Here is a 17,779-nt window from a genome sequence, read left to right as displayed (position 1 = left end):
GTGAGAAGATGGAGCTTTTTGAAGTTGTTGAAGGAAAGGCAAGGATTCTTGTCCCAAAAGCTGAAAGCATATATGACTCTCCAGTATTTTATAATCCAAGGATGGCCCTAAATAGAGATATAGTGGTATTGCTTTTAAACGTTTTAAAGCCGAAAATCGTGCTTGATGCCCTTTCGGCGACTGGAGTTAGAGGAATAAGATTTGCACTGGAAACGCCGGCCGAGGAAATCTGGCTTAATGATATAAGTGAGGAGGCATATAACTTAATGAAAAAGAACGTTCTCCTAAACTTTTCTGGAAGACTGTTGGAAGAGAATGGTAGGGCTATCCTCGAAAACGAAAAAAAGATAGTGATAAACCATGATGACGCCAACAGGCTTATGGCTGAAAAGCACAGGTACTTCCATTTCATAGACTTGGATCCATTCGGTTCCCCAATGGAGTTCTTGGATACGGCTCTGAGAAGCGTTAAGAGGAAGGGCATTCTGGGAGTGACAGCGACGGATGGCGCTCCCCTCTGTGGAGCTCATCCTAAGGCATGTCTCAGAAAGTACCTGGCGGTTCCACTCAGGGGTGAGCTCTGCCATGAAGTCGGGACGAGAATACTGGTTGGCGTTATAGCAAGATATGCCGCAAAGTATGACCTAGGTATTGAAGTTCTTCTCGCATACTATAAAGACCACTACTTCAGAGCTTTTGTCAGGCTTAGAGATGGGGCGAAGAAAGGAGATGAAAGCTTGGAAAATCTCGGCTACATATACTTCGACGAAAAAACAGGAAAGTTTGAAATAGAGAGGGGTTTTCTGCCAACTAAGCCAAACGCTTATGGTCCAGTTTGGCTTGGTCCTCTTAAGAACGAGGAAATCGTAGCTCAGATGTTTGAGTTAGTAAGGGAGGGCTTTCCGTTGGCTAAGTCCAGGGCAGCCTTGAAGTTACTTCACATGCTCCATGAAGAACTTGACATCCCCCTATTTTACGATACCCATGCCATTGGAAAGAGGATAAAAACTGAAACCAAGAAGTTGGGGGAGATAATAAAGGCCCTCTGGCAGATGGGTTATAGAGCAAGTAGAACCCACTTTTCTCCAACGGGTATAAAAACAGATGCTCCCTATGAGGTATTTGTAGAAGTTATGAAAAAGATCTAGCGTTTTCTATACCATTCAAATGCCATTGTTGCTATCAGCCCAAATACAAACGCTATAATCCAGGGAATTTTTTCATATAGTCCAAATGCTAACGCCGATCCTCCGGCGATTCCAGCAGTTATTGTTGCCTCAACTTTTCTCTTTTTATATCCAAAATATCCCGAAATAAAAACAAAAACTAAAGCTAGCCAAAAGAATATATCCCTATTCACTCTCTATCCACCTCCCAACTATTGGCTTACCCCAGTATATGTTGGCCACATCGTAGGGGAGGTTTAACTCCTGGACAACTCCTTTAACTTTTTCAACATCTTCACCCTTTACGAGAGTGAACACACCTTTCCCAAGCATTATCATTGATGCGGGCAGGGAATTTACCTTTTCGATTTCCCTCGCTATCTCTAAGAGCTCTTCGTCCATTAACCCTGTGCCTATCGCAAAGTTTTTTGCAGTCTTCATTAAGTTCTCAGGAGTTGGGTTTCTTAATAGGTTCTTAAGAGCCTCTTCGCCCGCCCTTCTAATATTTGCAATAACCTCGCTGTCAAGGATTTCCTTTGTTCTCAATCTTCCAAGTGGGATTACAAAGACCTTATATCCTTCGGTTAGAATGTTATCTACAACTGCTATCCCTGGCCCTCCCGCTTTGACTCTAATCTCAACACCTCCAACGAGTTGCGAGACAACATCTCCTAGGCCTCCACCGTGGGTAACTTCTGCCTCATGTGCTATTTTCGCTGCTTCAAGAAGAGTTAGCCCAAATCTGTAGGCTAGTACCAAGGCAGTTCCTAGAGCTCCCCCTGCACTGTTCCCAAAACCATAACCATTGGGAAAATCGAAATATTGCCAGATTTCTATATCTCCAACGAAGTTTTTGGGAATTATCTTCTCCGCAACGTGATACGTTATTTTTGCATCTTCCTTCTTTACAGGCTCTCCATTGAATGCAACATGGATATGCTTTTCTAATCCGTTTTCAATGTTTAGAAACACATTCGTTCCTTTGTCCAAATTTATCCCTGCTCCAAGGGAGCCGGATAGTTGGGGATCTTCTCTTATTACTGGAACAAAAAATGCCGTGACATGGGCTGGAACAAATGCCCTAATCAGCATTATCTACCCTCCATAAGATCTTCAATGAGTTTAGCCTTTTCAACCGCCTCTCTCAAATGCTTGGCGGTGACTTTCGTATATATCTGTGTAGTTGACAAGTTTGCGTGTCCCAAAAGTTCCTGAATTATCCTAATATCTATCCCCCTCTCGAGCATGTGAGTTGCAAAGCTATGCCTCAGCTGGTGAGGTGTCAAGTTTATTCCCGCTTTCTCTCCATACTTCTTGATTAACCTCCAAACAGCTTTTGTAGATAGCTTATCCTTGTTTTTTCTTCTTTTTTCGACGAAGAGATAAGGGCTTGAATCCTTTCTTGCTCTTAGATAGTTCTTTATTTCTTCCAGTAGCTCCCTGGGTATTGGAATTATTCTGTCTTTTCCACCTTTTCCTCCTCTGACCCTTATTACGGAATTTTCAAAGTCCACATCCTCTATCCTTAAGTTGCATACCTCTGAAATTCTAAGGCCAGCTGTATACATGAGGAGTACTATTATTTTATCCCTAGAACTGTCGATAACACTTATCAGCTTCTTGATCTCATCCCTTGTCAGACTTTTTGGGAGTGTCCTTGGTACTTTCGGATTTTTCAGCCTTTCTGCTTCTCCTTCAAGTCCCTCAAACCTGAGGTATGCTTTCAAGGCCTGAATTGCCAGGTTTATGCTCCTCATTGAATAACCTTTTTTTCTCAGCTTTGCTAGAAACTTGAGGGCGTCCCTGGCAGTGGGAGAATAACCCTCTTCAAAAAATTTTGAAAGGAAATAGGTGTACATCCTTATGGTGTTCTGGCTCTTTCCTTCAAGCTCCAAGTACGTTGCGAATTCTTCGAGATCACTCTCCACTTCCTTCCTCTCCTCCTCTCTCCTCGATTATTTCTGTTGCTTCTTCTATCTTTTCCCCTTCTTCTAGAATTTCGGTTTCCTCTTCGATGACTTCCTCCCTACTCTCAGTTAGCTTCAGGGCTAGATACACAGTTCTTAGAAGCTCCTCGAGTAGTTTTTCATCTTCAGCGTATATGAACCCTTGGCCAACGATTACCTTCCCTGCGAATCCAAGCGTTTGCACGGCTTTGCTGAACATCTCCTCGGCCGGAACTTCTACTCCTGGGAACATCTCGTTCCACTTGTCCCTTAAGCTGTAGACCTTTGCCCTCTTCTTAACCAGCTCCATTAACCTTGAATTCTCAGCTTCTACACTTTTTAGAGATTCTTGGGCTTCTTGGTACTTCTTTTCAAGCTCTTCGATTTTCTTTTTTAGCTCTTCATTTTCCTTTTGCAATACCTCAAATTTTCCTTTTAGGTCGAGATAGTCTTTTCTGAGTTCCATGTATTCTGGAAGCCTCTGTAAGGTTTTTAGCCCAGCCCTGACTAGGGCGTTCTTCAACTCTTTTCTCACAAGTTCCACGTCTATATGCTCGAGGTCGTGTCCGAGAGGTAGTTTCATTCTTTCAATATGTCCAACCATCTCGCTGAGTTCGTTGAACAGTTTTTCTGCTAGCTCCCTTCCAACTCTGTCAGCGTCTGTGGCTATTATCAGCAAATCTGCGCCAGCAGCGGCGCTTTTTGCAATCTCAATATTCGTTGTTGGAATTATCGAGGAGATTGTTATGTTGTATTCGCTTCCAAGTGCTAAGCCCTGAAGTGCTTTGCTAACAACTTCAACGTCACTTGCCCCTTCAACGAGGATTCTCACATCAACAATTGTCATTCCAATCACCCCGGTTTTCCCTTCAAGGAAATCTTGGCAGTGCGTTAATTAAAAGTTGCTCCATCTCATAACGTTGTGCAATGATGTTGGAATTACTCAAACAAGGAAAAATTTAAAATAAATTAATCAGAGCATAATGCATATGAAAAAGAGAAGAATAACGCTTGTAATCGTCCTGATAGTGCTATTGACGGGTAGTGTTTGGGGACATCATTTCTTTAGCAAGCCCAAGCGAGGTCTGTTGATTGAACTTCCAAATCCAGATAAAGTAATGGGCCGGAACGCTTTCGTCAGCTGGCTTCTTCCAAAGTACGAGTACTACGTCCAGGTTCAGGTGATGACACGGGAGGGCTTCAGAACCATTTACCTTGGTAGCTCTCATGGAAAAGTGTTTATTCCGAGTTCAAAGCTCTCCAAGATCCGGAGTGCCTGGAAGGACGTAAACCCAGCGGTTCTCGTTGACGTGTGGATCGTTGAACCCGAAACCGGGGAAGCGTACGAGGTGGGTACCTTCAGCACGAGACTTACTGAGAACTCGATTGAGGGCTTTCAGCGCTTCGCTCCAAACTTTTCCAGAGATGATCTTCGTGTTTTTTCAAGGGAGGAGTCAGAGGGGATTCCCACCATTACTCCAACTAGAGGGTTTTTTGCGGGCTACCGCTGGAGGACCAAGAAGGAATATCTCAGAGAGGACGACTATCCACGGGGTATGTATCTCCCGGTTCTGATACTGGACAACAGAAAAGGCAGGGCAACGGTTCTTGGGGCCTACAAAGTGGAGGTTCAGAAAAGCTCGTCGGGCTCCTCGGGGCTTTCCATTGGTTTCTCGACCACCGTGATCAGGGGATCGCGGTTGAGCAGTAAGAGTGAGTCGAGCGTTGAGCGTGGTCTGGAGAGCGGGGAGATACGGATCGAGGTGAAAAAGGGCAACGAGTTTATTAGGTCAATCATCGACGGGGAGGTTAAAAACGTCAAACCTGGTCAAGTTGGAGTAATAGCCATCAAGGGGAAGCCCTACATAGCCCTCCAGGTTCTCCAGAGGTGTTACGTGGATGAATTCAGGAAGACGCACTGCTTTGACACTGACCAGGAGAGGGTGCTCATAACGGTTTCAGATGTTGAACGGGTCTACGACCCCGGAAGGAAAGTCTACTTTATCAAAACTTTCTCCTTCGTGAACCCCCCGAAGAGCGTTTATCCTGCGGACAACTTTGAACGGCTCGTTAAAGAGAACGCGGAGATGAAGACGCTAACGACACTCTACGGGGAAAACCAAGCCGGCAGATCCTCCCACATGGAGATTTTCCTGGACGAGTACGATACCTACTCGAACTCGTACGTTCCGTTGCTTGCTGTTGCCGTTGCCCTCCAGCCCGAGGCGTGGCCGGCTTTTATGATAGGTTTGAGCGCGGTTGGAGGTGTTTACATCACCAACGAGGAACACGAAAAGGCCTTTGGCGCCTTCACCATCGTGGATCAGTCCAGCGATGTTGAGACCACTGTCAAATATGCAGAGTTGAGGTATCGTGTAAAGAACGCGAACCATAACACGAGGTTCCCCTTTGCATACCTGCTGTTCGGGTAGCATCTTTTCAGGTTGGGATAGTGGGGATGAAGAAGTTGCTCATGGTTTTCTCATGTTTTTATTGCCTCTACCAGTAGCTCAGGAGATAAATATAGAATACAAGACAGCAAGAAGATGAAGATAGCCGTCGATGAAGCCGGAAATGCCGTGTTGAGGAGACCTGGAAGTTCACTCCCAACCTCCATCTCCAGAGAGGGAATTCAAGAACAAGATGTCTGATGCTTAGTGTGAGATGATGAGCTGTTTCATAGAGAGTTAAAAGCCTGACCTCCTCCCCGCCCTGAAGGGCGAGGCTTTCAAAAGAAAAAGAAAAAGTCTAGTGGTTTTTGTTCTGTATAATTTTTATATACTCTGAGGTTCTTATTGTTAGTGGTAGTGTAGTCCTCAGTATATGGGGTTTGTAAGCCCGAATTAGGACTGTCAAAAGCCTGAAGATGTGGGAACGTTATCTGTGAGGGGTGAAGAATGGCTCCCAACTACGAGATCGGAGAGGGCGTCATAGAATACGAGGTGCCGAAGGGGTGGTTTGGGAAGGAGAAGAAGAGACTGAAGTATAAGAAATTCGAACAACTGGGGGTAGGAGAAACGCACGCCCCAGACATAATAAATGCGATCAAGGAAGTCTTCGACCTCGACGACATCACACTACGGAAGATAGGAGATGCCATGACACACACACCATGCCCGTAGTGGGCTATCCCCCGATACCCATACTCAAAACCACAGGGAGCAGGGAACGGGACGTGAAGGAGGCGCACCTCTGGAGGCAGTTGCTGCATCTCTCACTCACACCCATCGTTATCAAGTATAAAAAGGGCAGACCCGCAGCTCTGTTCGATAAGCACCTCGGTGAAGCAGTAAAGAGAGCCCTGCTGGACCTGAAGGTGGGGGAAACAAAGGTCACATATGGATATGAAGACGTAAAGAAGCCAGAGTTCCTTGACGACGGATTCTACGTGCCGACCGTCGACGAGGTTATGAGAGATGAAACAAAGAGGAAGAAGTTTGCCCGGGCCCTTTCACGGGAACTGCGAAGGATTGGCATGAATGTGGACAGCGGGGAGGTGGAAAAGGTCCTTCTTCAGGTGTTCCCGATCGCCAAGGACCTCAGTAAAAGGCTGGAACAGGAATGGGACCCATCCTTAAGAAACAAGGGATCGCACATCGATGAGAAGTTCCTCCTCGGACTGCCGGAGTTCCAGAAATACCTGAAATACCTCGAAGCTTATGCGGGCCTTAAAAGGAAGGAGACGGAGCTCAAGAAGACCCTGAGCTCAAGCTCTCAGAGGGGTTCTGGTTCCATCGAAGAGGTCAAGCTGGAGGTTCTCTCCATGCTTCAGGCCTTGAAGATGCTTGACTACAGCGAGGAGGCAATGAACAAAACCGTAAAGGAGCTGGAGGGAAGGATAAGGGAGATAGAGGGGCTTGATGCTCCCTGGCTTGAGGATGTGTGCAGGCTCGGGATTTACCACCTGGCCTTGGTCTATATCAAGAAAAAAGAGTTCAAGAAGGCTGAGGAGGTTTTCAAGAGACTTTAGGGTGGTATATCGGAATGTAGTGGGGGAGATAACCAGAGAGGGATAAAAAGGTTCGAAGAAGCTGACCTCTTCCACCCGAAGATGCTAACGTACAAGTCCTTCAATGTCATCCAAATCCATCATATCTTCGTCTTTTTTCTTGATTTTCTTGGCTATAAGCAGAAATCTTTTCTTGCCCTCGAAGCGCTCCGCCTTTTCCTTCAGCTTCTCCAGTATTCTTTCCGCATCCTTCCTCTTCAGCTCGCTCCATTTGATCTCGACGAAGAGAAGGCTATCCTTAAGCTCGACTATGGCATCTATTTCTTCCCCTTTGTGCCACCATCTTGCGACTTTTTTCTGCCCGAAGTCAAGGATTCTAAGTCTTAACATTTCCCTTATCAGTTTCTCGAACATCTTACCGTAGTAGGCGTTCAGGTCGCGCTCAACCCTCTCCCAAACCTCATCAACTAGGCCGAGCTCCAAATCTCCTAGGTTTGGGTAGACGAAGCGGAACCAGAAGGCGAAGAAGTTGTCTTTTATGTAGTAGCGTCCTCTCTTCCTCTTCCCGTAGGGAAGCTCGTAACCGACCAAGTCAAGCCTCTCAAGAACATCAAGGTACTTTGAGATGTTGCCCCTTTCAAGGCCCGTAAAGCTCATGAGCTCCCCGAGCGTTTCATAGCCTAGAGCTAATCCCTTGAGAATAAGCTTATAGACTCTCGGTTCCCTGAGTTCTTCCCTGAGCAGAAATTCCGGCTCCTCGTAGAGGACTTCGCCCTTCCTCAAAACCTTCTCCCTTATGGCTTTTTCAACGCTGAGGTTTTTCACGAGGTCAAGGTAGAACGGAACGCCCCCAAAGACGGCATAGATCTTTACAACCTCTTCCATGCTCCTCTCTGGGAACATTTCGGCTATAGCTTTGATGTCGAAGGGCTCAACCTTCCACTGCCCGGTTCTCCTCCCGTAGAGGGGGCTTTTATACTCCATGATCCGTTCCATCATTCCTATTGAGGAGCCGCAGAGCACGAGGAAAATTTCTGTGCCTTTAAGGTGCTCGTCCCAAACCTTCTGGAGGGCGCTCAAAATTCCCGGCTCAAGGCTCATCAAATACTGGAACTCATCCAGAACGATGGCAACCTTTTCATTCCCTATTTCTTCCGCAAGGTAGCGGAAGAGCCTCCCAAAGTCCCTTACTTCCCTGAAGTACTCCTTTCCAGCCAGCTCGCTGAACTTCTCAGCTAGCTCTTTAACGTTCTCACCCATGGAATCGGCGGTGGCGAGGAAGTACACTCCCTTTTTGCCTTTTAAGAACTCCTTGAGGAGCATTGTTTTACCAATTCTTCTGCGCCCGTAGATGATTATAAGCTGTGCACCCTTTTCTTTCCACTTTCTTTCGAGAAACTCAAGCTCCCGTTTTCTGTTCACAAACATCATATCGCCACAAAAAATGATGTAGCCAAAGTATAATAATCTTTCTACAGCATTTTAATCAGAACATTGGGCAAGTTTATGAAACAGTATACCTTGATGTTCTTTTATTCTTCAAGCCTAGCCCTTTAGGACAGGGAGGAGGTAATGCGGATTCAAAAAGCTCCTAAAAATTCTTCTTTTCAGCTCGGAGAACCTAGTGATCTGAGTTTTCTTCTGTTTTCCCAAACTTCAATCATAACTGATGGTAATAATCGAAACGTATTTTATATGCCGAAAATTATATAAGTTTAGTTGGGCGTTGGGTTAGCGGGGTGACGATCATGGCGAGGAACATCGTTGTTGAGGAAATTATAAGAACCCCCGTTGAAATGCAACAGGTTGAACTTGTTGAGAGGAAAGGAATTGGTCATCCCGATAGCATAGCTGACGGAATAGCCGAAGCAGTGAGCAGGGCTCTCTGCAGGGAATACATTAAGAGGTATGGCGTTATTCTTCACCACAATACCGACCAAGTTGAGGTGGTTGGAGGGAGAGCATATCCAAAGTTTGGAGGAGGAGAGGTAATTAAACCAATTTACATACTCCTCTCTGGAAGAGCAGTTGAGCTTGTTGACCAAGAACTATTTCCAGTTCATGAGGTTGCAATAAAGGCTGCCAAGGAATACCTGAAGAAGAACATAAGGCACTTGGACGTTGAGAATCATGTCGTCATAGATTCAAGGATCGGGCAGGGTAGTGTTGATCTAGTTAGCGTCTTTAACAAGGCAAAGGAGAACCCAATACCCCTCGCTAATGACACGTCTTTTGGAGTTGGCTTTGCCCCACTAACGGAAACTGAGAGGCTCGTTCTTGAAACTGAAAAGCTACTAAACAGCGAGAAGTTTAAGAAGGAGTATCCAGCTGTTGGTGAGGACATTAAGGTTATGGGGCTAAGGAAGGGGGATGAGATAGATCTCACAATAGCTGCAGCAATAGTTGATAGTGAGGTTGCTAACCCTGCGGAGTATTTAGAGGTCAAGGAGAAGATCAAAGAAGCTGTTGAAGAACTCGCCAAGGATATAACCTCAAGGAAGGTCAATATTTACGTTAATACGGCAGATGATCCGGAGAGGGACATCTACTATATAACAGTCACTGGGACAAGTGCTGAAGCTGGTGACGATGGTTCCGTGGGTAGGGGTAATAGGGTCAATGGTTTAATAACCCCGAACAGGCACATGAGTATGGAAGCTGCTGCTGGGAAGAATCCTGTCAGCCACGTTGGGAAGATATACAACATCCTTGCAATGTTCATAGCTAATGACATCGCTAAGACGCTCCCCGTTGAAGAAGTTTACGTGAGGATCCTCAGCCAGATTGGGAAGCCAATTGATCAGCCGCTAGTTGCCAGCATTCAGGTGATTCCTAAGAAGGGTCACTCAGTAAAGGAGTTTGAAAAGGATGCCTACTCAATTGCCGATGAGTGGCTCGCAAACATAACTAAGATACAAAAGATGATACTAGAGGATAAAGTCAGCGTATTCTAAATTATTTCCAGTTCCTCCAATTCTCTTTTTAATATAGCCAGCTGGTGTTCGTCAAGAGTTCCCCTTCCAATGGTTACAATGAGTGTGGAATTTTTCATGCTCATATAATCCTTGGCACTTGAGAGAAACTTCATGACACTGTCAAAACCATTCTCTAGGATTAGGTATTCAAGTCCATCCAGGATAAAGGCTGTATCCTTATCTGCTTTCGTAACCATGGTATGGAGAAGCTTTGGGAGGTTCGTCGGATATATTGTGTTGTCTCCCTCCATCTTCGTTATCCAGATATACGGAATTCCTAGGTTGTTATATACCTCTGGATGACGCGTTATCGCTAGGACCCTTTTATCCTTCAGAACCTTGACTATATCCCTGGGAGATTGAGAAAGGGCTAGATATGCCCCTGGTTTAAGTGTTTCTTTTTCTTTGCTAATTGTAATATGGGCTGGTTCTACTTTGATTATTTCCTTTTCGAATACTTTGTATAGATAGTATGTTATTATAGAGGCTCCAATTATTATGAAAATGTCATCAATGACCTTTGATATCCTTATTATGCCAGCGGAAGTTGTCATTCTTGGAATGAATTCATTAAGGAAGTTTGCAATAAAGCCAGTCCATACGAGAATTACACCAAAGATGAGGATTTTTCCGAGCTTTCCTATAGAATATGGCAACTCTTTACGATGTTTTAGCATGAAGTAAAGCCAAAATGAAGTGACTATGACCATACCGAATTCGCTAACCATCTTGACACTTTGGAAGGTATCGGGCATTATATCACGCCCATTAAATATCACTTGGAAGTTTCCCCTATAAGACCCTTTTCCTTTAAAAATTCTTCTATTTCCTTCACATCTGAAGGTGTCAATTGAAAAACCCTCTTGTTTGCATGAGGAAGTTCTTCAACTATCTGCCGTATTTCATCCTTCCTTACTCCAATCATGTGACTTGACTCCCTTAAAGCCTTTGATACAAGCTTCCTTCTATGCTGGAAGAGGGCCTTCACAAGATCCTCGTTCAGTTCTATCCTTTCTTCTGAAGGTTTTGGTTTTATCAGAACTAACGCGGAATCAACCTTGGGTCTGGGATAGAATGCGCCCCTACCTATTTTCATTATTATCTCAACGTCGGCTAGGGCTTGAACCATCAAAGATAGCCTTGAATAGTTTCTACTTCCAGGCTTTGCCGTCATCCTTAGGGCAAATTCGAGCTGATACATCAAAACTGCCTTCTCAAATTCGTGCTTGAGCAACTTGAACGTAAAGGGGGAAGATATCTGGTATGGGAGATTCGAGACAACCTTGTTGAACTCTGGCCATGGAACTTTAACTGCATCCCCCACTATTATCTCAACGTTGTTCCAGTTGTACTCCTTCTCTAGGATCTCTACAATCCTTCTGTCAACTTCTATCGCGTATACTTTCTTTGCCCTCTCTGATAACTTATTTGTAAGAAATCCAAGGCCGGGGCCAACTTCTAGAACTATATCATTCTTGTCAACTTCTGCCACTTCAACTGCCTTATCGATAATATTCTCCACTATCAAAAAGTTCTGACCAAGAGAATCCTTGGCTCTCAAATTATATTTAGATAGAAGAAAGAAAAGCTTATCCTTCATAATCTACTCACGGAATATCCTGTTATGTCCCACGAATATTTTGTACTTGTCTTTTCCCTGTAGCTCGTCGAGTATTCTCTTGGCTATCATTTTTACTGGATCTGGTAATCCTCTAACCCTCTTCTTCAAGTCTTCAAAGCTTTCGAAGGGTTTTTTCTCTCTTTCCTCTATAATGTCCCACATATGCTTCTTTCCTATCCCGGGTAAGAGTTCGAGGCTGTGAAGCCTGTTCGTGATTGGAGGGGCAACGTTAAAGAACTTTATGAATCTATCTTCGTTGTTTTTGACGATCTCCTCGATGACATAGGGGAGTTCTGCCTTTGCCGTATCAGTAAGCTCTTCATAAGACAGTTTCTTATTGATTGTCAAGATCTTGTCTCTGTTCCCCTTTCCAATAAAGATCCTCTCATATAGCATTAGATCTGTTTTTGGGGTTACTTCGAGTAGCGTGAATGCCTTTTCACCAATAACCTGGGCAACGGGCTTCCCGAGGTAGTGCCCGGTCTTTAGATCTGGGTAACCATTCGGGAGGTAATCAAGCACGTAAGCGTATTCCTCATACTCAACATTCCTTTTCTTCTTAATACTATGATGATAGGGATGTCTGCGATAGTAATCCATAGTCGACCCCCCAGAATTCTATGAATGCTTAGTTTTTATACTTTTGTTCGGCATCCCGAAGTGTTTAAATATCCCTGAGTACACTTAGATACAGATTTTAAAGGGGGTGGAAAAATGGTTGACTGGAAACTCATGCAACAGATTATAGAAACACCTGGCGTTTCTGGGTACGAGCACCTTGGAATAAGAGACCTAGTAGTTGATCTGCTCAAAGAGGTAGCTGACGAAGTCAAGGTGGACAGGCTTGGAAACGTGATAGCGCACTTTAAGGGCTCATCTCCAAAGGTGATGGTCGCTGCACACATGGATAAAATTGGCCTTATGGTTAATCACATAGATAAAAACGGTTACCTCCACGTGGTTCCAATTGGTGGAGTTCTTCCCGAGACATTAATAGCTCAGAGGATAAGGTTCTTTACTGAGAAAGGCGAGAGATTTGGTGTCGTTGGTGTCCTTCCTCCCCACTTAAGAAGAGGCCAAGAAGACAAGGGGGGCAAAATAGATTGGGATCAAATTGTCGTTGATGTTGGAGCTTCGAGCAAAGAGGAAGCCGAGGAGATGGGCTTTAGGGTTGGAACTGTCGGAGAGTTTGCTCCATACTTCACAAGGCTTAGTGAACACAGATTTGCAACCCCATACCTCGATGACAGAATATGCCTCTATGCAATGATAGAAGCCGCGAGGCAGTTAGGAGAGCATGAGGCGGACATATACATAGTTGCATCCGTGCAGGAGGAGGTTGGGCTTAGAGGGGCAAGGGTTGCAAGCTATGCAATAGACCCAGAAGTTGGTATAGCGATGGATGTCACCTTTGCAAAGCAACCTCATGACAAGGGTAAGATAGTTCCGGAGCTTGGAAAAGGGCCTGTCATGGATGTTGGACCCAACATAAACCCCAAGCTTAGGGCATTTGCTGATGAAGTTGCAAAGAAGTATGAAATTCCCCTTCAGGTTGAACCAAGCCCAAGGCCAACCGGAACCGACGCAAACGTAATGCAGATAAACAGAGAAGGTGTTGCAACAGCTGTTCTGAGCATTCCAATAAGATATATGCACTCACAAGTCGAACTGGCCGATGCCAGGGACGTGGACAACACGATAAAGCTTGCAAAAGCCCTGCTCGAGGAGCTCAAGCCCATGGACTTCACACCGTGATGGGATATGATAATCATAGTTCCAATAGGGGATATCCCTGGGGATGTCCTTTCTTTTCTTCACTCAAATCTCTCAGCGTTCTATGCTAGGTTTGGGATAGAGGTTAGGGTCATCGGTGGTCTCTCAATCTCAGCATTCTCACATGCCTTTGATATGTATAGAGGGCAGTTTTTGGGAAGAGCTTTCCTTCCAGCATTGTCCTTAGTTAAGAGAGATTTTAGGGCTTTGGCTGTTCTCGGAGTCGTTAATGTGGATCTTTACGAGCCTGGATTGAACTTTATATTCGGGATAGCTCATCCCGGTTTTGGCGTTGCCTTGATCTCTCTACACAGGCTTTATCCGGAATTCTATGGAGAACCTCCAGATAGAAAACTGCTGAAGGAGAGGGCGTTGAAGGAGGCAATGCATGAACTTGGGCACGTCTTTGGTCTTGAGCACTGCCCGAACCCAAAGTGCGTGATGCACTTCTCGAACTCAATAATAGATACCGACATTAAATCGTGGATGTACTGCGAAAGCTGTTTAAGGAAGCTTGAAAAGAATATCTCGAGGAGCCATGTACGAGGTTGAACTAAAAGGTTATGCTGATGATGAGATATTTGAGAAAGTTAGGGAGAAATTTGAATTTATGAGAAAGGAAATTCATGAAGATATTTACTATCAGCATCCCTGCAGAGACTTCTCAAGAACAGATGAAGCACTAAGAATTAGAATAAAAAGGTTTAACGGGCACTTCGAGGCCTTTCTAACATATAAAGGGCCAAAGATAGATGAAAAATCAAAGACAAGGTTTGAGATTGAGGTAGAGATAGACGATGTGGACAAGTATTCTCAACTTCTAGAAGCTCTCGGCTTTAGGGAAGTTTTGACAATAGTTAAGACGAGAGAGAAGTACTACGTGGACAAAGGTATTACGATAACCCTTGATGAAGTTGAAGGACTTGGAAAGTTTGTTGAGATAGAGACCCTCGTAAAAGAAAAGGAAGAAATCCCAAAAGCCGTTGAGAGGCTAGAGAAAATACTCAGAGATATTGGAGTTGAGAAGTTTGAGAGGAAGTCCTACTTGGAACTCCTCCTAGAAACCTCTCAAACAACTCAACGTACTTGAAGCCATCATCTGGGAATATCAGGACTGTAGTTCCCTCTGATTTTATCTTTTCATAAGCCGCAACCACTGCCCCGGAGCTCATTCCTATTAGGAGGCCATCTTTTCTGGCTACCTTGACTATGCCATCAAAGGCTTCCTTGGCAGTTACTTCAATGACCTCATCAACCTTAACCTGAGACAACCACTTGGGTCTCGTCTCTAACCTCTTTATCCCAGGTATTACTTCCCCTTTGGCAGGAACAACACCAACTATTTTCGTTTTATGCTTCTCTTTAAAATATTTGGCAAGTCCCGCTATATGCCCTGAAGTTCCAATTCCAGCAACTATCACGTCAGCTTTCTTCCCAATGCTCTCGAGCTGTTTCTCAAGCTCTCTTGCTGTCCCATAATAGTGGGCTTCAAAGTTTGCATCGTTTTCAAACTGGTTCAGATTTACTGCTCTGTCCTTCCTTGCTTCCTTCTTTACAAAATCTATAAAGCTCCAATCTATCGTCTCAAAATTTGTCCTTACTACATCAGCCCCAAACAATCTGATTATAATCTCAGTTGATTTTGGAGTATTCCTTGGAATGTATGCCCTAAACTTCAAATCAAAAACTGCGGAAAGAGCGGCCATTGCAATACCTACATTTCCCGACGTTGCCTCATAGTGCTCCCTGGTTCCGTTAAACACTCCTTCCTCGAAAGCCCTCACCATCATATTGTACACTGCCCTGTCCTTTATGCTCCTGCTAAAGGGATTGAAGAACTCAAGCTTGGCAAAAAACATCCCCCCTCAGACTGAGCTTGACGAGGGGGGTTGGCTTGTACTTCTCGAACATCTCCCTAGTACTTGAGAACACGTTCATATTACCACCACTGGATAGAGGGGAGGGGAAAATTAAGTCCTTACGTTTCCGGCAATCCTAAGAATCTTAACTATCTCCTCACTACTAAGAACAGCTCTATCCGCAAGCCCTCTCCTTTTAAGCTCATATCCAAGTTTAACCCTTGCTGGAATCCTAACTCCCACTTCTTCAAGTCTCTCCACTTCCTCAAACACTTCCTCTGGCTTCCCCTCCATCACAACCCTCCCTTTGTCAAACACAACTATCCTATCCGCATTCTCCAGTAGAAACTCTGTGTTGTGCTCAACGAGTAACACCGTTATCTTCTCTTCTTTGTTAAGCAACTTGACCAAGCCGAGAACACTCTCCTTACCAACAGGGTCAAGCTGGGAGGTGGGTTCGTCCAACACAAGAACCTTAGGCTTCATAACGAGAACACTCGCTATCGCAAGCCTCTGCTTTTCACCTCCGCTCAGGTTGGGAGGAAACTCCTCCCTTTTCTCCCAAAGTCCTACAAGCTTTAAAGCCCACTTTATTCTCCTCCACATCTCTTCCCTTTCCACTCCTAGATTCTCCAGGGCAAATGCTACCTCCTCCAGAACCGTCATGTTAAAAAGCTGTGAGTCCGGATTTTGAAACACAAGGCCTACAACCTTTGAAAGCTCGGCAACTGAATGTTCTTTTGTGTTCATCCCGTCCACCCAAACGTCTCCAGAAAATTCTCCATGGATTGAATGCGGAATTATACCGTTCAAAGTCAGGCAGAATGTTGATTTTCCGCTTCCACTACTCCCAACTATACCCACAAACTCCCCCCTCTTAATTGAGAGCGTCACATCTTTGAGCGAGTAGGTTGCGCTTCCCCCATACCTAAAGGAGAGGTTCATCGTTTCTATTATATTCACCTCTCGGCCCTCCTAGGTAGCATCATTGCAACTCCAACGATGAACACGAGGGTTGAGAATATTTCAAGCCTGCCCACCCACATTAGCAGAATAAGAATTACCTTTATGTCTGGAGGGAGTTGAGGAGACGTTATGCCAACGCTTAGTCCGACATTTCCTATTGCAGATGCGCTTTCAAACAGAGAGTCGACAAAACTCCTTCCAAGTCTAAGCATTATGTACATTGCCCCAACCAATAGAAAGGCAAAATACGTCATCGTAAAGCCCAGCACCTCTTGAATTTCCTCCTCCGAGAACTCATAGTTTGCAACCTTTTTTCTTATTATAGCTCCTTTTGGCAGTATAGCTTGTTCAATTGTCCACTTAAGGCTCTCAAAAGTTAATGCTACCCTTATAAGCTTAATTCCACCAGCGGTACTTCCGGCACTTCCACCAACGACCATCAGAATGGTTAGAAGAACCTTATCAGCCTCTGGATACTTGGACAGGTCAGAGATGCCAAATCCAGTACACGTGACCGCGGATACTGCATGGAATATTGACTCCCTCAGCGCCCTTATTGGACCCAAGTGGCCGTAAAATATCAAGGAATAAGTCATCAGGGGGATTATTATTGCCAAGAATATGAGCATTGTTTTAACCTGTATGTCCCTAAAGAACTCCTTTAATGACCTGTTAACGAACATCTTGTAGTGGACGGTGAAATTCGTTGCACCGAGTATCATCAGGAAAACCGTTATAGTTTCTATCGCGAGGGAATGGAAGTAACCTATGCTAAGGTCATGACTACTCATACCACCTGTTCCTAAGCCCGTCATTGAGTGCACAACTGCGTCAAACAAGTTCATCCCATTCACATAGTATAGGTAAATGCCGAGCAAAGTTAGGAGGGTGTATATCTGCACTATTATCTTTGCAGTGTTTACAAAGTTGGGGAGGATCCTTTCACTTCTTGCTTCCGCCCTATAGAGCCTCGCCGCCGCAACTCCAGGCCTTATGAGCACCGTTAACGCGACGAGAACTATTCCAATGCCACCGAGCCACTGCATCCAGGCTCTCCAGAAGAGAAGAATCCTAGGGTAAGTCTCAAGATTGCTCATCATGGTTAGCCCGGTTCCGGTCCATGCGCTCATAGTTTCAAAATATGAATCTATAAAGCTCATTTTCGCTATAGCCATGAACGGAACAACACTGACTAAGGAGGCAAAAAGCCATACAAATGCCGATGCCATCATGGCCTGTCTTAAATTTACATCTTCAACCTGCTCTATATGCCTTGACAAAATCCATCCAAGTATTATACTCGCAGCCCCAGGAGCGGCAAAATATATGGTAAGGTTTATTTCATCTGGATAAAACCATGCCAGAAGAACAGGAACCAGATAGGCTAACCCTATACCTTGGAGGATCGCCCCTATAAGATTTCTAATTACGAAAATATCCTCGGAGATGTTTATAAATCTCCTTAGTTTAGCCATCGGCTTGAAGTGGTTCCACTTCAATAAAAAGGTTTTTGTTTCCTATAGC

The 17,779-nt window shown here is 44.7% G+C and carries 19 protein-coding genes; 8 read left to right on the top strand and 11 right to left on the bottom strand.

Translation table 11 applies throughout. The features are described 5' to 3' along the window. The first annotated feature begins 8 nt into the window (after positions 1–8). Positions 9–1,148, top strand: coding sequence for a tRNA (guanine(10)-N(2))-dimethyltransferase (locus PY04_RS09185; RefSeq protein ID WP_014734847.1), 1,140 nt, complete (start codon positions 9–11; stop codon positions 1,146–1,148). On the opposite strand, the gene PY04_RS09180 is transcribed toward PY04_RS09185, so the two are convergent. Genes PY04_RS09180 through PY04_RS09165 form a run of 4 tightly spaced genes read right to left on the bottom strand, consistent with a single transcriptional unit; the run spans position 1,145 to position 3,959 of the window. Beyond that, complete coding sequence (locus PY04_RS09180; protein WP_014734846.1) at positions 1,145–1,360, bottom strand: hypothetical protein; 216 nt, start codon at positions 1,358–1,360, stop codon at positions 1,145–1,147. The genes PY04_RS09185 and PY04_RS09180 overlap by 4 nt on opposite strands. After that, positions 1,353–2,258: a pantoate kinase gene (locus PY04_RS09175; protein WP_014734845.1), complete on the bottom strand. Its 906-nt coding sequence runs from the start codon at positions 2,256–2,258 to the stop codon at positions 1,353–1,355. Before PY04_RS09175 ends, PY04_RS09180 begins: the two co-directional genes overlap by 8 nt. Further along, positions 2,258–3,025, bottom strand: a complete 768-nt coding sequence (xerA, locus tag PY04_RS09170; protein ID WP_014734844.1) for a site-specific tyrosine recombinase/integron integrase — start codon at positions 3,023–3,025, stop codon at positions 2,258–2,260. Before xerA ends, PY04_RS09175 begins: the two co-directional genes overlap by 1 nt. 58 nt (positions 3,026–3,083) lie before the next feature. Beyond that, positions 3,084–3,959 (bottom strand): toprim domain-containing protein, encoded by an 876-nt coding sequence (locus PY04_RS09165; RefSeq protein ID WP_014734843.1) that lies wholly within the window; start codon positions 3,957–3,959, stop codon positions 3,084–3,086. 142 nt (positions 3,960–4,101) lie between these two features. Here PY04_RS09165 and PY04_RS09160 point away from each other — a divergent pair, with 142 nt between their 5' ends. The 3 genes from PY04_RS09160 (at position 4,102) to PY04_RS09150 (ending at position 7,082) form a co-directional block, all read left to right on the top strand. Beyond that, positions 4,102–5,544: a hypothetical protein gene (locus PY04_RS09160; protein ID WP_014734842.1), complete on the top strand. Its 1,443-nt coding sequence runs from the start codon at positions 4,102–4,104 to the stop codon at positions 5,542–5,544. 465 nt (positions 5,545–6,009) lie between these two features. Next, a complete protein-coding gene (locus PY04_RS09155) occupies positions 6,010–6,234 on the top strand; it encodes a hypothetical protein (RefSeq protein WP_048056156.1) in 225 nt (74 codons plus the stop codon). 53 nt (positions 6,235–6,287) lie between these two features. Further along, positions 6,288–7,082 (top strand): hypothetical protein, encoded by a 795-nt coding sequence (locus PY04_RS09150; protein ID WP_148266031.1) that lies wholly within the window; start codon positions 6,288–6,290, stop codon positions 7,080–7,082. A gap of 84 nt (positions 7,083–7,166) precedes the next feature. On the opposite strand, the gene PY04_RS09145 is transcribed toward PY04_RS09150, so the two are convergent. Then, on the bottom strand, positions 7,167–8,489 hold the full coding sequence (locus PY04_RS09145) for an ATP-binding protein (RefSeq protein WP_048056155.1): 1,323 nt from the start codon (positions 8,487–8,489) through the stop codon (positions 7,167–7,169). Between the two features lie 320 nt (positions 8,490–8,809). Between PY04_RS09145 and PY04_RS09140 the strand changes: the two genes are divergently transcribed. Beyond that, positions 8,810–10,015: a methionine adenosyltransferase gene (locus PY04_RS09140; protein WP_014734839.1), complete on the top strand. Its 1,206-nt coding sequence runs from the start codon at positions 8,810–8,812 to the stop codon at positions 10,013–10,015. On the opposite strand, the gene PY04_RS09135 is transcribed toward PY04_RS09140, so the two are convergent. The 3 genes from PY04_RS09135 to PY04_RS09125 are packed head-to-tail and all read right to left on the bottom strand — an operon-like array spanning position 10,012 to position 12,257. After that, positions 10,012–10,764: a DUF835 domain-containing protein gene (locus tag PY04_RS09135; protein ID WP_167884986.1), complete on the bottom strand. Its 753-nt coding sequence runs from the start codon at positions 10,762–10,764 to the stop codon at positions 10,012–10,014. The genes PY04_RS09140 and PY04_RS09135 overlap by 4 nt on opposite strands. Before the next feature lie 47 nt (positions 10,765–10,811). After that, positions 10,812–11,636, bottom strand: a complete 825-nt coding sequence (rsmA, locus tag PY04_RS09130) for a 16S rRNA (adenine(1518)-N(6)/adenine(1519)-N(6))-dimethyltransferase RsmA (RefSeq protein WP_014734837.1) — start codon at positions 11,634–11,636, stop codon at positions 10,812–10,814. Positions 11,637–11,639: 3 nt separating this feature from the next. Beyond that, positions 11,640–12,257 (bottom strand): DUF655 domain-containing protein, encoded by a 618-nt coding sequence (locus tag PY04_RS09125; protein ID WP_014734836.1) that lies wholly within the window; start codon positions 12,255–12,257, stop codon positions 11,640–11,642. Positions 12,258–12,371: 114 nt separating this feature from the next. On the opposite strand from PY04_RS09125, the gene PY04_RS09120 reads away from it, so the two are divergent. From PY04_RS09120 to cyaB, 3 genes are read left to right on the top strand one after another with little or no spacing between them, the layout of a single operon-like run. After that, positions 12,372–13,412, top strand: coding sequence for a lysyl aminopeptidase (locus tag PY04_RS09120; RefSeq protein ID WP_014734835.1), 1,041 nt, complete (start codon positions 12,372–12,374; stop codon positions 13,410–13,412). Positions 13,413–13,418: 6 nt separating this feature from the next. Next, positions 13,419–13,982, top strand: coding sequence for an archaemetzincin family Zn-dependent metalloprotease (locus tag PY04_RS09115; RefSeq protein WP_014734834.1), 564 nt, complete (start codon positions 13,419–13,421; stop codon positions 13,980–13,982). Next, positions 13,969–14,520: a class IV adenylate cyclase gene (cyaB, locus tag PY04_RS09110; RefSeq protein ID WP_014734833.1), complete on the top strand. Its 552-nt coding sequence runs from the start codon at positions 13,969–13,971 to the stop codon at positions 14,518–14,520. The genes PY04_RS09115 and cyaB overlap by 14 nt, the downstream gene beginning before the upstream one ends. On the opposite strand, the gene PY04_RS09105 is transcribed toward cyaB, so the two are convergent. The 3 genes from PY04_RS09105 to PY04_RS09095 form a co-directional block, all read right to left on the bottom strand. After that, positions 14,435–15,289, bottom strand: a complete 855-nt coding sequence (locus PY04_RS09105) for a cysteine synthase family protein (RefSeq protein ID WP_048056154.1) — start codon at positions 15,287–15,289, stop codon at positions 14,435–14,437. The two genes, cyaB and PY04_RS09105, sit on opposite strands and share 86 nt — an antisense overlap. A gap of 111 nt (positions 15,290–15,400) precedes the next feature. Next, positions 15,401–16,252 carry an energy-coupling factor ABC transporter ATP-binding protein gene (locus PY04_RS09100; RefSeq protein WP_048056153.1) on the bottom strand — a complete coding sequence of 284 codons (852 nt, stop codon included), beginning with the start codon at positions 16,250–16,252 and terminating at the stop codon, positions 15,401–15,403. Beyond that, the gene (locus PY04_RS09095; protein WP_014734830.1) at positions 16,249–17,730 is read right to left on the bottom strand and encodes a TrkH family potassium uptake protein; all 1,482 of its coding nucleotides are present in this window, start codon (positions 17,728–17,730) and stop codon (positions 16,249–16,251) included. Before PY04_RS09095 ends, PY04_RS09100 begins: the two co-directional genes overlap by 4 nt. Positions 17,731–17,779: the final 49 nt, after the last annotated feature.

Origin of the sequence: Pyrococcus sp. ST04, from assembly GCF_000263735.1 — an archaeon.
GTDB lineage: Archaea > Methanobacteriota_B > Thermococci > Thermococcales > Thermococcaceae > Pyrococcus.
This window is presented reverse-complemented; position numbering and strand designations above follow the sequence as displayed.